Genomic DNA, 14,124 nt, shown 5'->3' on the forward strand with positions numbered 1-14,124 from the left:
ACCCCGCTCCGGCGGGCGCATATCTAGCCGCCTTTTGCGCGCAGGGACAGCGCCAATAGCGCCCTGCACGGCCGCCGGCCGCAGTTTTCACATTCGATCAGAATCGGGCGCCAGCGTCTTGTTTTTTCACGCTTTCTTCGGGCGGCGACATGCTTCGTCCTAAACCGAAAGATTAACTGGAGACCTCGTCCATCGCGGCCAGGATCGCGGCAAACCGGGTCTCGACCTCGGCCCGCCTGCCGGGATGGGTGAATACGTAGAGGCGGTCTTCCCGTATCGCGGCAAGGACGCGCGCGGCGACGTCGGCGGGATCGATGCCGGCCTGAAGCTGCCGCGCGATCTCCGCGACCATGGCGGCCGCGGGGCTGTCGGGATCGAGCGTCGGTGCGGGACCATAGCGCGGAGGCCGGTTGCGTCCGCTCTCGCCGATACGGGTCCGCACGAAGCTCGGGCACAGCACGCTGACGCCTATACCAAGCGGCTTGAGCCGCAGGGCCAATCCCTCCGACATGCTCACGACTGCGAATTTCGTCGCCGAGTAAGCGCTGAACCCGAGGTCCGCGTTCATCCCAGCCATCGAGGCGGTGTTGACGATGTGTCCGCCCTCGCCGTGTTTGCGCATGTGCGGCAGGAAACTTGCGATGCCATGCACCACGCCCATGAGATTGACATCGACCACCCAGCGCCAGCTTTCCAGCGAGATGGCATCGATGCCACCACCACCGGCGACGCCCGCATTGTTGCAGAGAATGTGGACATTGCCGAAGGCGTCGAACGCGGCGCCGGCGGCGTCCTCGACACTGGCGGCATCGGCGACATCGCAGATCGTGCCTCTGACGTTCGGGCCGAACTCGGCCAGGCTTCCGACCGCACGCTCCAGCGCCTCCGCCTCGATATCGGCGAGCATCACCTTCATGCCGGCCGCCGCGAACGCGCGACCGAGTGCAAGGCCGATGCCGCTCGCCCCACCCGTGACAAAGGCTGTTCTGTTGGCAAGTTCGTGCATAGCGCCTTCCCTTACCCTCTTCCCTTGCACGACGGCGCCGGAAACGATAGCCACAGGAAGATGAAATCTCCCGGCATTGTCGTTTTCGATCTCGACGGTACCCTCGTCGATACCGCGCCCGACCTGATCAGCGCGCTCAATTACGTACTGGACCGTGAGGGCTTGGCCCCACTGCCGCTGCAATCAGCGCGCACCATGATTGGCGCCGGCGCACGCAAATTGATCGAGCGCGCGCTCGAGCTCGAGGGCCGCCAGGTCGGCACGGACGATATCAGCCGGCTGACCAAGGATTTCATCGACTATTACGCCGCCCACATCGCCAACGAATCGCGCCCGTTCGAAGGCTTGGAAACCGCCCTGGACGAGCTCGCCGAACAGGGGTTCCGCTTCGCAGTCTGCACCAACAAGCTCGAGTTCCTTTCAAAGCTCCTGCTCGATGAGCTCGGCCTGAGCGGGCGGTTTGCGGCGATCTGCGGCGCCGACACCTTCGGGGTCTCGAAGCCGGATCCGGCGATCCTTCGGCAGACGGTGGCGCGGGCAGGCGAACAATTGTCGTCCGCGATCATGGTCGGCGATGCCGGGACCGATGTCGGGGTCGCCCGACGGGCGGGCATCCCGGTGATCGGGGTCGCATTCGGCTATACCGAGATACCTATCGCCGAATTGAAGCCGGACAGACTGATCGGCCATATGCGCGAGCTGCCGGCCGCTGTCGACAGCCTCGCCAGGGCTGTGAATATTTCCTAACCTACTGAGCTATCGTTGCTTTTCTGCAACGCTACGCATCCTTATTAACCATCGCTTAGCGAATCCGCCCTGCGCCGTTGCGCCGCAGTGCCTGCCCTCCTATGGTCCGGCCGGGGATTGTGGCTCTCAGCCACAGTTAGGTGGATCAATATGCGTCGTGTCATCGCGATTGCCGTCGCCGGGGCAAGCCTGGCCGGCTGCTCGTCTTTTTCTTGGGATTCGTTCAAGTCGGCGCCGGCGCCGGTCCAGGTCCAACTCGAATCGACGCCTCCGGGCGCCGACGCGGTGACCTCGGTCGGACCGGGCTGCAAGACGCCCTGCACCGTCTCGGTAGCCGCTCCCGACAGCGGCTTCTCCGTCACCTTCAACATGCCGAAGTTCGAACCGGCGACCGTTCCGGTCACGGTGGTCCGCAACCCCGGCGACCTCACAACGCCCGCCTCGACCGTGCTCGATCCCAATCCCGTGGTCGCGGAACTGAAACCGGCAGCTCCGCCGCCGAGGGCGCGCAAGCCGCGGCCAAGACGGCCGAAACCGGTGGCTGCAGCACCTGCGGCTGAACCGGCCGCCGCCAGTGAGACGCCGTTCCCCGATCCGAACGCGCCAGTGCAGCGCTAGATTCTTATTTTGACGCGTTTTCTTGACGCGAACCGGCGTCCACTTCGCTCGAAAACGCTTTGAATTTGCATGTTCGCACAGCACTATTTGACGGAACGCATTGTCGGACGGCGGCAAGCTGCCTAGATTGTGCTAGCGGAGCGTTGCTTGTTTTTCCTCAGGCTCCGCCAAGCAAGGCGTGTGAATGAGCGCGATTTCGCTTCCTCCCTCCGAATCACTGTTCCGTCCGATGACCGATCCGTTCGGCCGGACGATCCGCTACCTGCGCGTCTCCGTCACCGACCGCTGCGACCTGCGCTGCTTCTACTGCATGTCGGAGGACATGACCTTCCTTCCGAAGGCCGATCTCTTGACGCTGGAAGAGCTCGACCGGCTGTGCTCGGCCTTCATCGCCAAGGGCGTGCGCAAGCTCCGCCTCACCGGCGGCGAGCCGTTGGTGCGACGCAACGTGATGTCGCTGATGCGCTCGCTGTCGCGGCATCTTGCGAGCGGCGCGCTCGATGAATTGACGCTGACCACCAACGGCTCGCAGCTCGCGCGCTTCGCCAATGAACTCGCCGATTGCGGCGTGCGCCGCATCAACGTCTCGCTCGACACGCTCGATGCCGACAAGTTCCGCGCGATCACACGCTGGGGCGACATCGACAAGGTCCTGGCCGGCATCGAGGCGGCGCAGGCCGCGGGGCTTGCGGTCAAGATCAACGCGGTGGCGCTGAAGAACATGAACGAGGACGAGATCCCCTCGCTGATGGAATGGGCGCACGGCAAGGGCATGGGGCTGACGGTGATCGAGGTGATGCCGATGGGCGACATCGGCGCCGGCCGTATCGATCAGTACGTACCGCTGTCACTTCTCCGCGCCCGGCTGGAAAAGCAGTTCACGCTGACCGATCTCGACGAGAGCACCGGCGGCCCTGCCCGCTATGTCCGGGTCAGCGAGACCGGCGGCAAGCTCGGCTTCATCACGCCGATGACCCACAATTTCTGCGAATCCTGCAACCGGGTGCGCATCACCTGCACCGGCACGCTGCACACCTGCCTCGGCCATGAGGATGCCTCCGATTTGCGCAAGCCGTTGCGGGCCTCGGCAGACAACGAGCTCTTGTCCGCCACGATCGATCGCGCCATCGGATTGAAGCCGAAGGGGCACGATTTCATCATCGATCGCCGCCACAACCGCCCCAGCGTGAGCCGGCATATGAGCGTCACCGGCGGCTAGCTCTACTTGCCGTTCTGCACCTTCCCATGAACTCGACGTCGGCAGGATCAGCGGTCCACAGGCCGAGCGTCAGCCGTTGAATTTAGTCCCACGCTAGTCAGTGGCGTCTGAGCATCGGCCACGGCCTCATGATGATACACGGCGGGGACCGGCGCTGCCGTACCGCACCGCCAATTCCCCTTCAATATCAACAAACTTCCGATTGACGGCGGCTCCGACCGCTGGTTTGGTGCGGCGGGCTTCACGCTAGCATGGCTGGATAAGCCACTGCGCCGGGCGGGCGCGGTCAAGACTGCTGAAGCTCCAAAGCGGGGAGGATGATCGGTTGCAATCGCTCTTGAAATTGAGCCGTGGCATTGATGCGTTCACACGGTGGACCGGCAAGCGCCTGGCGTGGTTGATCCTGGTCGCGGTCGTCATCTCCGCCGTCAACGCCGTCGTCCGTAAGACGCTCGATACCTCCTCCAATTCTTGGCTCGAGCTTCAATGGGTGCTGTTCAGCGTCGTGTTTCTGCTATGCGCGCCCTGGACCCTGCTCGACAACGAGCACATCCGGATCGATATCGTCAACAACGCCTTCCCCAAGAAGGTGCGCAACATCATCGACGTCGTCGGTCACGCGTTTTTCCTGCTGCCGCTCTGCGTCGTCATGATCATCACCGGCGGCCCGTTCTTCATGCGGTCCTATGAGCTCAACGAGCAATCCGGCAATGCCGGCGGCCTGCCGCAGTGGCCGGCCAAGTCGCTGGTCGTCATTGGATTTGCCTTTCTGTTTGTCCAGGGAATATCCGAACTGATCAAGCGCATCGCAGTGATGCGCGGTCTCATACCGGACCCGCACGACACGCAGGTGAATCCCATCGAGGCCGAGGTGGAACACCTCGTCGAAGCGATCGAAAAGCGCTGACAGCAGAACGATCACAAGGGATTTCTAGATGTCAGCTTTTCTCATCGACAATATGGCGCCGATCATGTTCGCGGCGCTGGTCGTCGCGCTCCTCCTCGGCTATCCGGCTGCATTTTCGCTCGGCGCGGTCGGACTTATCTTCGCCGTGGTCGGCATCGAGCTCGGACAATTCCATCCCGACTTCCTGCAGGCGCTGCCCGAGCGCGTCTACGGGGTGATGAACAACGATACGCTGCTCGCGATCCCCTTCTTCACTTTCATGGGGCTTGTGCTCGAACGGTCCGGCATGGCCGAGGATCTCCTTGACACCATCGGCCAGTTGTTCGGCACCGTCCGCGGTGGCCTCGCCTACGCCGTCATTTTCGTCGGCGCATTGCTCGCCGCCACGACCGGTGTCGTTGCCGCCTCCGTGATCTCGATGGGGCTGATCTCGCTCCCGATCATGCTGCGTTACGGCTACGACCGTCGAGTGGCGACCGGCGTTATCGCCGCCTCCGGCACCCTGGCCCAGATCATTCCGCCTTCGCTGGTACTGATCGTAATGGCCGACCAACTCGGCAAGTCGGTCGGCGACATGTACGAGGGCGCCTTCATTCCAGGCCTCGTCCTTGCAGGCCTTTATGCCAGCTATGCCTTCCTGGTCTCGATGTTGTTCCCGAAGGCGACGCCCGGCCTTCCTGCGGAAGCGGTCGGCTTCCGCGAGAAGAATGGCGGACGCGGACTTTGGTCACTCGGCGTGCTGTTCATCGCGAGCGGCGTGTTCGGCTGGTTCATGATGCGGAACTCCACCGTGGCGGGCGCCGACTACGTCGTGCTCACCATGTTCAACGGCATCCTGTTCGCGTTCTTCGTCGCCGTCGTGAACTGGATCATGGACAAGATCACGGGCTTCCGCTTCCTCTCGGCGATGGCGCAGCAGACCACGTTCGTGATGGTGCCGCCGCTCTTCCTGATCTTCCTGGTGCTCGGCACAATCTTCATCGGCGTTGCCACGCCGACTGAAGGCGGCGCGATGGGTGCCGCGGGTGCGATCATCCTCGGCACCATGAAGCGCCGGCTGAGCTGGGATCTCATCCGCCAAGCCGCGGAATCGACCGCGAAACTGTCGGCTTTCGTGGTGTTCATCCTGGTCGGCGCCCGCGTCTTCTCGCTGACCTTCTACGGCGTCAACGGCCATGTATGGGTCGAGCATCTCCTGACCTCGCTGCCCGGCGGCCAGGTCGGCTTCCTGATCTTCGTCAATGCCATTGTCTTCGTCCTCGCCTTCTTCCTCGACTTCTTCGAGCTCGCCTTCATCGTCATCCCGCTGCTCGGGCCAGCGGCCGAGAAGCTCGGCATCGACCTGATCTGGTTCGGCATCATCCTCGGCGTCAACATGCAGACGTCGTTCATGCATCCGCCGTTCGGCTTCGCGCTGTTCTATTTGCGCTCGGTGGCACCAAAGGAATCCTACACCGATCGCGTCACTGGCAAGCGCATGGACCCGGTGACGACGGGCCAGATCTATTGGGGCGCAGTGCCGTTCGTCGTCATCCAGATCATCATGGTGGGGCTGGTCATCCTGTTCCCGTCGATGGTGATGCACTACAAGGGCGCTGCGTCGACCGTCGATCCGAACTCGGTCAAGATCGAGATCCCGCAGATCGATCTGCCACCGCTGGATTTCGGACAGCCCAAGAACTGATCGGCGGAGCTATCTTCCGCAGCGTGAAATGCAGCGCCTGGGATCGACGTTCGCGACGACCGCGCCGTCATCGGGTCGATAGCAGCTCTAACGCTCACCGGAAGAAAATCAACGTGACCAGCGCAAAAGTGGGCAGCAGCAGCATCGCAGACCACGCCATATAGCCGAAGAAGCTCGGCATGCGGACGCCGCTCTTCTTGGCGATGGCATAGACCATGAAGTTTGGCGCATTGCCGATGTATGAATTGGCACCCATGAACACTGCGCCCGCAGAGATCGCCGCAAGCGTCAAGGCTCCGTTCGTCATCAATTGTTGCGGATCGCCGCCGGCTAGCTCGAAAAAAACCAGGTACGTCGGTGCATTGTCGAGAAAAGATGAAAGAAGGCCGGTGAGCCAGAAATAGGCGACATTGTTTGGAACACCATCGGCGTCCGTGACCATGGCTACGAGCGGCCCAAATACGCCGGAACGTCCCGCATTCAACATTGCGAGGACGGGAATAATGGTGACGAAGATCGCGGCGAAGAGCTTCGCCACTTCAACGATCGGCCCCCACGAGAAGCCGTTCGCTTCGTGATCCCGCCTCGGCGTCAATGCGAGCGAGACGAACACCACGCAGACCATGACGGCATCGCGCAGCGCATTCTCCACTGCCACGTGCGTGCCCAAGACCTCGAAGCTTCCAAGTTTGAACGACGCGCTGAGGAGAATGGCTGCAATGATGACAGCCATAAGCGCGAAGTTGACACCGCCGCTGACCCGCAATGGATTGTCGGGCGTCGGGTCGGGCTTGATGCGTCCCTCCTTGCGGTAGAGATATGCATCAATACAGAAGAAGACGACCAGTAGAACTCCCGCAGCAAATGCCGTCTCTGCTGCCAGATGCCTCGTCGTCCAGAAGAAATCGACACCCCGCAGGAATCCGAGAAAAAGAGGCGGGTCGCCCAACGGCGTCAGCGAGCCACCGATATTCGAGACCAGAAAAATGAAAAACACGATGACATGGGCATTGTGCCGACGGTCGTCATTGGCCCGGATGACCGGACGAACCATCACCATGGATGCTCCGGTAGTGCCGATCACGCTTGCCAGGAGAGCTCCCACTGCAAGTAGCGCGGTGTTCAAAGCAGGTGAGCCGTGCAGATTGCCCCGCACGACGATTCCGCCGGCAACCGTGAAGAGCGCCAGGAGCAGAAGGATGAAGGGAATGTATTCCAGCAGTGCGGTATGCGCCAGCGCATGCGTGGCTTCGACCAACCCGAGCGAGAGCGCGAGCGGGATCGCAGTCAGGGCACCCCAAGTCGCCACTATCTTGCCCTGATGGTGTTCCCAAAAATGCGGCGCAGCGAGAGGAAGCACCGCAATCGACAGAAGCACGCCCGCAAAGGGCACAACCCAGCCAAGGCGCAGATTGGCCCCGTCAAGCGTGGCGGCAAGCGCCTCCGAGGGAAATAAGAGAGCGACCAAGATACCGGTCAAAAAATAGCAGTCGACTCGCATTCGGTTCACGCTCGTTGCAGAAAATGCGACGCGAAACCTGCTTCGGCAGCCAACGAAAGAGCCAGCCACGGGGCAGGCACGCGAACGCGTTCCGCTCGCCATTGGCCGAAGCTGGAAAGAAGACCCATACCTGCTCGCTCCATCTTAAATGCGCGATATGACCATCCTCGAAATCCCGGACGGCGCTTCCGCTCTCTTGGCAACAGCTAGACCCTCTATAGCATGACGCGACGCAGCCTGTGCAAGCCTCCGCGGGCGCATCATCATCCGCATGTCAGCGGGCTCGGGTTATTGGCGATACGTCTCGAAGGATACTTCAGCATCCCTCCTGCTTGCGAACGGCCGCTAGTGGCCGTGCAGGTAGACGGCGTACGAGCTGAACAGATAGACCAGGAGCAGCGCCAAACTGACCCAGCCGATTACTCCGCGCACGCGTGTCTCCGGCTTGTACAGCATGGCAACGACGAAGATGCCTGACATGATTACGGCGGCAAACGCAGTGATGGCGTGAGCAGGCGAAACCGCTCCTAGCAGAGGACCCTTGGTGTAGGCGATGTCATCGGCTGCCAGGATCAGAATATCGAAGAGATTGCTGCCGAGCAGGTTACCGATGGCCATATCGACGGCGCCGAGCCGTAACGCACTGACCGTTACCACCAGCTCTGGCACCGAGGTGGCTCCGGCAATGAGCAGCGTGCCGACGAAAGTCGCCTTCCAGCCTGTCGCTTCTGCCAGTTCCTGTCCGACAAACGGCAGCCACGCGCCGGCCACGGCGATCACGCCGGCTGCGCGAGCGTAGCGGAGAGCCGCGACGCGCAAAGTGATATTGGCCTCCGCTTTGAAGGCATCTGGCGGCCTGGCGCGATGCTCATAGACGAAGGTCGCTCGCATAGCGACGAAGTAAATCACAATGATGAATGGGGTATAGCCACTGATGTGCAGGAGCTGGAAACTGGCGCTATTGTGGCCGAGCAACAGGAATGCGCCAACCGAGCCGATCAGGATCACGCCGAAACCGGCTGTGAGGATGTGACCTTGATCAATGCGCCGGTACATCGGCTCATCGCGAGTTAGCTCATCCAGGAGCACCAGCATCAACAGATTGAAGATGCAGCTTCCGAGCGCGTCGCCGACCGCGATGTTGGGTGTATCCGCAGCCGTTACTGCGCTGATGCCCGTGAACAATTCGGGAAGGGACGTGGCTGTTGCGAGCAGGATAAGGCCGATCCACGACCGAGATAGCCCGGTTATACGCCCAATGATATCGCCGTTCCGTATCAGCGCCGGGCCGGCAAGGCCGATCAGGATGATACAAAACGCAAACTTCAGCCAAGGCAGGAGGATTGGCATCATGACGTTCTTGCCCCCGAACGTCGTCGCCTATCAATGATAGACAAAGAGCGCGCAGGGCGGTGCCTCGACCAATGCATTTGTCGTCGAGCCAAACAGGGCGGTTCGAAAACCGCGATGTCCAAAAGAACCCATAACGAGCGTCCCGATCTTCCGATCTTCGATTTCCAACCTGATGACCTCTGCCGGATGAATTCCAGATGCGATGGGATGCGCCTCTGCTTCAAGTCCATGGCTACGAAGATATTCGGCCGCACCGGCGGTTCTGCGTGCAGCCAGTTCCTGACTTTCGTCAATCGATGTCACAGAGATGCGTCTTCCCGCACCAATTCCGAGCAGCACAAACATTTGGACGGCACGCATCGCCGGGATGCTGCCGTCATAGGCGATCAATATATCGCCATTAGCAGTAAGCTCATGCGGGCAAACAATCACCGGCCGCGGCGTTACAAGCAACAACTTGGCGAGAACCTCCGACAATTGCTCATGAACATTGCCGCAGAAGGCCGTATCGTGACCGGTGATCACCAAGTCCCTGGCCTCGGATGCCAGATATAGCGCCCCTACGGGATCGCCTTCGAATGACAGCCACTCAAAAGCAATACTACGATCACGACATTCCACCTCGAATGTGCTGCGTAAGCGCCGCCGGATGTCACTCGCTTGTGTCTTGAGCTGCTCCTCCAAGTCGACTTTATAGGCTGTAGTACCGATCCCTCCAAGCATCGGTGCTTCGATGTAAGTCAGATCGATACCGGCCAATCCCGTCAGGTCAGCTTCCGTGCGTCGTGCCAAGCCGAACGCGAAGTGCCGCGCCGATACGGAGGATGGTGTCTCGCCAAGCAGGACCAAAATTCGTTTCAGCATCGCAAATCCCAGTTCTGATATTCGTCAATCTAACTGTACCGCTCCGCTCACACTTGATGAAGGTCAAATCGTTGATCCCCGAACCGACCAGGATGGGCTCCTATTGAGGCTCACGCTTAACATTGAAGAGGCCAGACAGTTCGGCATAAAGCGCGCAGCATTTGCCGCCACGATCGGCAACATGCTCGAATTCTATGATTTCATCACCTACAGCTTTTTCGCCATACAGATCGGGCACACATTCTTCCCTGCACACGACGAGTATGGCAGCCTGATGCTGTCGCTCGCGACCTTCGGCGCGGGTTTCGTCACGCGCCCCATCGGCGGGATCGTGCTTGGCATCTATTCCGACCGTGTTGGCCGGCGGCCGGCAATGCTGCTCAGCTTTGCGTTGATGGGAATCGCGATCGTGGCGATCTCCATCACTCCATCCTACAACGCCATCGGCCTTGTAGCGCCGATCATTGTGCTCGTAGCGCGGATGCTGCAGGGATTTGCGCTCGGCGGTGAGGTCGGGCCGACCACGGCCTATCTCCTGGAGATCGCCTCGCCTGAGCGCCGGGCGCTGGTGGTCTCGTGGCAGCCGACGAGTCAGCTCATCGCCGCCACCGCAGGTGCGCTGGTCGGGCTCCTGCTGAGCAGGACGATGACATCAGAGGCGCTGGAATCCTACGGTTGGCGCGTGGCGTTCCTGATCGGGGCCGTCTGCCTGCCGTTCGGGTTCTGGATGCGCCGGGCGCTGCCGGAGACGATCCCGCAGGATAAAAGCGGCGCTCGGCGCATTGAAAGCTCGAGCCATCTCGCGCTGGCGGGCCGGCACATTCGCCTGATCGTATTGGCGCTGATGATTTTGGCGAGCGGAACGATTTCGACCTACGTGACGCAGTACATGACGACGTATGCACAGAACACACTGCATGTGGCGCCGTCTCTGGCCTTCGCAACGTCGCTTGTCAGCAATGGTATTGGAATCGCAGGCGCGTTGCTGGGAGGCTGGCTGGCCGACCTGCTTGGTCGCAAGCCGGTCATGATCTACCCGCAACTGGTCGCGCTCGCGCTGACTTATCCGATCTTCCTTTGGATCGCCGATGCACCGGGCGCATGGTCGCTGTTGTTCGGCTTCGGCGCGCTATCGCTGATCGGATCGCTGCCGTTCAGCGCTTTCTATGCGACCTTCACCGAGGCGCTGCCCCAACAAATCCGGGGCGGCGTGTTCGCCACCGTCTATGCGGTTGCAATCGCAAGCTTCGGCGGCACCGCGCAGCTCGTGGTCACGTGGCTGCTCCATGTTTCGGGAGATCCGCTGGCGCCGGCCTGGTATCTCCTGCTTGCGGCGATCGTCGGACTTATCGCGATGAGCCTGATGCCCGAGACGGCACCGGTGAAGGTGCAGGCTGCTGCATCGCAACCGTAGCCCGAGCGAATGCGTAACCCGGAACCTCGGCATCCACGATTGCAGGCGGTCCCGGGTTACGCTGCGCTTCACCCGGGCTACGGACCTCATCAGCCGCGGAGCGGCGGATTACCGATGCAACGAAGATCCGATCTGCTGCAACAGTATGGTAGCGCGCGTGCCCAAATCTCTCCCATCGGGCAATCGGCGGTCTGCTGTCGACCGGCTCGCTATAGCCGCTCCTGATCGATCGATGGGAAACAAGCCATGTCCTACAATTTCCTGGTGGCCTCTTGGGGCGGGCCTGGCCATCTCGGACCGACTCTGACGGCGGCACGGCAATTGCGCGCGAAGGGCCATGGCGTTCGCTTCATCGCGCGTGCGGACGCGCGCGCACCAGTCGAGGCGGCAGGCTTCCACTTCGCTACCTGGCAACGGACGCCTCACTTTTCTCCCATTGCGCGAACCGGCGATCCCCTTCACTACGCATGCGATAACTTGCTGTTTGGCCCAGCGGCCGCGCAAGGCGCAGACACTCGCGATGAAATTCGGCGGTTCCCCACTGACGGTCTGTTGACCGATACCGCCCTCTTCGGCGCTGTGCTCGCTGCGGAAGCCGAGAATGTTCCTTGTGCGCTGCTCTCACCCACCGTCAGCCTGCGACCTCTCCCCGGGCAGCCGCCAGTTGGCAGCGGTTTGCCGGTGCCCCGCACGCCAGACGAGCGTGTCGTTGTCGAGGCAGCAAGCAGCCGGTTCGTTGCCGTCATGAACGAATGGCTGCCGATGCTGAACGGGGCGCGTGCAAGCCTGCAGCTTGCCCCTTGCGCCCATGTCCTGGAGTTGTTCGACCGACCGGCGCGGCTCCTGATCGCGATGAGTGCGGCGTTTGACTTTGCCCCGGACTTCCTCCCCGGCAACGTTCGCTACATCGGACCGCTCCTGGATTCCTCGGATTGGTCGAAGCCGTGGATCTCTCCCTGGTTCAATGGGTCCGATCGTCCGCGCGCGCTAATTTCTTTCAGCACAACCAATCAAGATCAAACGGATGCGCTGCAACGCACGATCAACGCGATAGGAGGCGTCGAGATGGATGCGGTTGCAACGCTCGGACCAGCTCTGAAAGAGATAACCCTGCATGCGCCAGACAACGTCAGGCTGCTGCCGAGCGCCCCGCATGATGCGGTCATGGAGGAGGTCTCGCTGGTTGTGACCCACGGTGGCCACGGCACGGTGAGCCGTTCGCTCTCGCATGGCCTGCCGCTTCTGGTCATGCCGTTCGGACGCGATCAAAGCGACATTGCCGCGCGTGTGGAAGCCCGCGGCGTGGGGTTGATCTTGCCGCCAAACGCGGCCGAAGCGGAAATCGCCGCCGCGATTGCGCGCCTGATTCGAGAGCCCCAATTCCTCACCGCTGCCCGCCAGTTCAGAGACATCATTGCCGCCGAGGTCAGCGGAGCTCCCCTTGTTCGCGAACTGGAAGAAATCGTGCGTTGATCACGTCGCAGCGCGCAAAAAAGAGCCCGGCCCCCGCTCGGGGGGCCGGGCTGTTCGTTTACCGCTTAAGATCCGATCAGCCGCGGGTGCGCGAGCGGATCATGAAGCTGTCGTAGGTGTATTCGGCGACCTGCCACCACAGATATTCGTCGGAGCGATAGGCTTGCATCGCGTCGATCGACTTCTTGAAGTCGGGGTTCTTGCCGGAGATTTCGCTCCACAGCTCGTTGGTCGCCTTCAGGCAGGCTTCCAGCACCTCGTTGGTGAACGGACGGAGCTGCGTGCCGCCGGCAACCAGTCGCTTCAGCGCCGTCGGGTTCTGCAGGTCGTAGCGCGCGGCCATCCAGCTATTGGCGTTCGCCGTCGCGTTGGCGAGGATCGCCTGGTAGTTCTTCGGCAGCGCATTCCACTTCTCGAGATTGGTGAAGGCGTGCACGGTCGGGCCGCCTTCCCAGAAGCCCGGATAGTAGTAGTACTTCGCGACCTTCTGGAAGCCGAGCTTCTCGTCGTCATAGGGGCCGACCCACTCGGCGGCGTCGATGGTGCCCTTTTCCAGCGCCGGATAGATGTCGCCGCCGGCGAGCTGCTGCGGCACCACGCCGACCTTCTGCAGGACCTGGCCGGCGATGCCGCCGATGCGCATCTTGAGGCCCGAGAGATCGGCGACGGTCTTGATCTCCTTGCGGAACCAGCCACCCATCTGCGTGCCGGTGTTGCCGCAGGGGAAACCAATCACATTGAACTTCTTGAAGAACTCGTTGCCGAGCTGTTCACCGCCGCCCTGGTACCACCAGGAATTCTGCTGCCGCGCATTGAGGCCGAACGGGACCGAGGCGTAGATCGCAAAGGTCGGGTCCTTGCCGACGTAGTAGTAGGCCACCGTATGCGACATCTCGACGGTGCCGTTGGAGGTCGCGTCCAGCGCCTGCAGACCCGGCGCGAGCTCACCGGCCGCGAACACCTGGATCTGGAATTTGTTGTCGGTCATCTCGGCGACATATTTCGACAGCTGCTCAGCGCCGCCGTAGATCGTGTCCAGCGACTTCGGGAAGCTCGAGGTCAAGCGCCATTTGATTTCGGGAGAGGACTGCGCGATCGCCGGCGCGGCAACCGCGGTCGCGGCCGCACCGGCCGCAGAAACTTTCAAAAAGTCACGACGCTTCATCTTAAGGCATCTCCTTGCGGGGCGTTTCCCATTTGTCCCCAAAAGCATCTCCTCCGGGGCAGGCGAATCCTCAGGCTCCGGGGCGCTCTGGCGGGGGCCCTTTAACACGGATGAACGCTCGCGAAAACGCGACATTGGCATGACGGGACTGGACGAAAGTCGCAGGGGCAAGC

Annotated in this window: 12 protein-coding genes; 7 read left to right on the forward strand and 5 right to left on the reverse strand. The window is 61.6% G+C overall.

Annotation, left to right across the window (positions count from 1 at the left end; genetic code table 11):
* Positions 1 to 172 precede the first annotated feature (172 nt).
* A complete protein-coding gene (locus tag J6497_RS13540) occupies positions 173 to 1,006 on the reverse strand; it encodes an SDR family NAD(P)-dependent oxidoreductase (protein WP_225704762.1) in 834 nt (277 codons plus the stop codon).
* Between the two features lie 60 nt (positions 1,007 to 1,066).
* Here J6497_RS13540 and gph point away from each other — a divergent pair, with 60 nt between their 5' ends.
* The 5 genes from gph (at position 1,067) to J6497_RS13565 (ending at position 6,181) form a co-directional block, all read left to right on the forward strand.
* The gene (gph, locus tag J6497_RS13545) at positions 1,067 to 1,753 is read left to right on the forward strand and encodes a phosphoglycolate phosphatase (protein WP_225704763.1); all 687 of its coding nucleotides are present in this window, start codon (positions 1,067 to 1,069) and stop codon (positions 1,751 to 1,753) included.
* Between the two features lie 150 nt (positions 1,754 to 1,903).
* A complete protein-coding gene (locus tag J6497_RS13550; RefSeq protein ID WP_225704764.1) occupies positions 1,904 to 2,371 on the forward strand; it encodes a hypothetical protein in 468 nt (155 codons plus the stop codon).
* A 184-nt stretch (positions 2,372 to 2,555) separates the two neighbouring features.
* On the forward strand, positions 2,556 to 3,590 hold the full coding sequence (gene moaA / locus J6497_RS13555; RefSeq protein WP_225704765.1) for a GTP 3',8-cyclase MoaA: 1,035 nt from the start codon (positions 2,556 to 2,558) through the stop codon (positions 3,588 to 3,590).
* Between the two features lie 325 nt (positions 3,591 to 3,915).
* A complete protein-coding gene (locus J6497_RS13560) occupies positions 3,916 to 4,497 on the forward strand; it encodes a TRAP transporter small permease subunit (protein ID WP_225704766.1) in 582 nt (193 codons plus the stop codon).
* A 28-nt stretch (positions 4,498 to 4,525) separates the two neighbouring features.
* Positions 4,526 to 6,181, forward strand: a complete 1,656-nt coding sequence (locus tag J6497_RS13565) for a TRAP transporter large permease (protein ID WP_225704767.1) — start codon at positions 4,526 to 4,528, stop codon at positions 6,179 to 6,181.
* Between the two features lie 94 nt (positions 6,182 to 6,275).
* Here the strand turns inward: J6497_RS13565 and J6497_RS13570 are convergent, their stop codons facing one another.
* The 3 genes from J6497_RS13570 to J6497_RS13580 all read right to left on the reverse strand — a co-directional run bounded on the left by J6497_RS13570 (position 6,276) and on the right by J6497_RS13580 (position 9,899).
* On the reverse strand, positions 6,276 to 7,682 hold the full coding sequence (locus J6497_RS13570; RefSeq protein WP_225704768.1) for a sodium:proton antiporter: 1,407 nt from the start codon (positions 7,680 to 7,682) through the stop codon (positions 6,276 to 6,278).
* A 345-nt stretch (positions 7,683 to 8,027) separates the two neighbouring features.
* On the reverse strand, positions 8,028 to 9,035 hold the full coding sequence (locus J6497_RS13575) for a sodium:calcium antiporter (RefSeq protein WP_225704769.1): 1,008 nt from the start codon (positions 9,033 to 9,035) through the stop codon (positions 8,028 to 8,030).
* 30 nt (positions 9,036 to 9,065) lie between these two features.
* Positions 9,066 to 9,899 (reverse strand): universal stress protein, encoded by an 834-nt coding sequence (locus tag J6497_RS13580; protein WP_225704770.1) that lies wholly within the window; start codon positions 9,897 to 9,899, stop codon positions 9,066 to 9,068.
* Between the two features lie 181 nt (positions 9,900 to 10,080).
* On the opposite strand from J6497_RS13580, the gene J6497_RS13585 reads away from it, so the two are divergent.
* Together J6497_RS13585 and J6497_RS13590 are read left to right on the forward strand one after the other, a co-directional pair.
* The gene (locus tag J6497_RS13585; protein WP_249793546.1) at positions 10,081 to 11,313 is read left to right on the forward strand and encodes an MFS transporter; all 1,233 of its coding nucleotides are present in this window, start codon (positions 10,081 to 10,083) and stop codon (positions 11,311 to 11,313) included.
* Positions 11,314 to 11,634: 321 nt separating this feature from the next.
* On the forward strand, positions 11,635 to 12,786 hold the full coding sequence (locus J6497_RS13590) for a glycosyltransferase (RefSeq protein ID WP_225704772.1): 1,152 nt from the start codon (positions 11,635 to 11,637) through the stop codon (positions 12,784 to 12,786).
* Positions 12,787 to 12,862: 76 nt separating this feature from the next.
* Here the strand turns inward: J6497_RS13590 and J6497_RS13595 are convergent, their stop codons facing one another.
* Positions 12,863 to 13,951 (reverse strand): TRAP transporter substrate-binding protein, encoded by a 1,089-nt coding sequence (locus J6497_RS13595; RefSeq protein ID WP_225704773.1) that lies wholly within the window; start codon positions 13,949 to 13,951, stop codon positions 12,863 to 12,865.
* Positions 13,952 to 14,124: the final 173 nt, after the last annotated feature.

Origin of the sequence: Bradyrhizobium cenepequi (assembly GCF_020329485.1) — a bacterium.
GTDB classification, from domain to species: Bacteria; Pseudomonadota; Alphaproteobacteria; order Rhizobiales; family Xanthobacteraceae; genus Bradyrhizobium; species Bradyrhizobium cenepequi.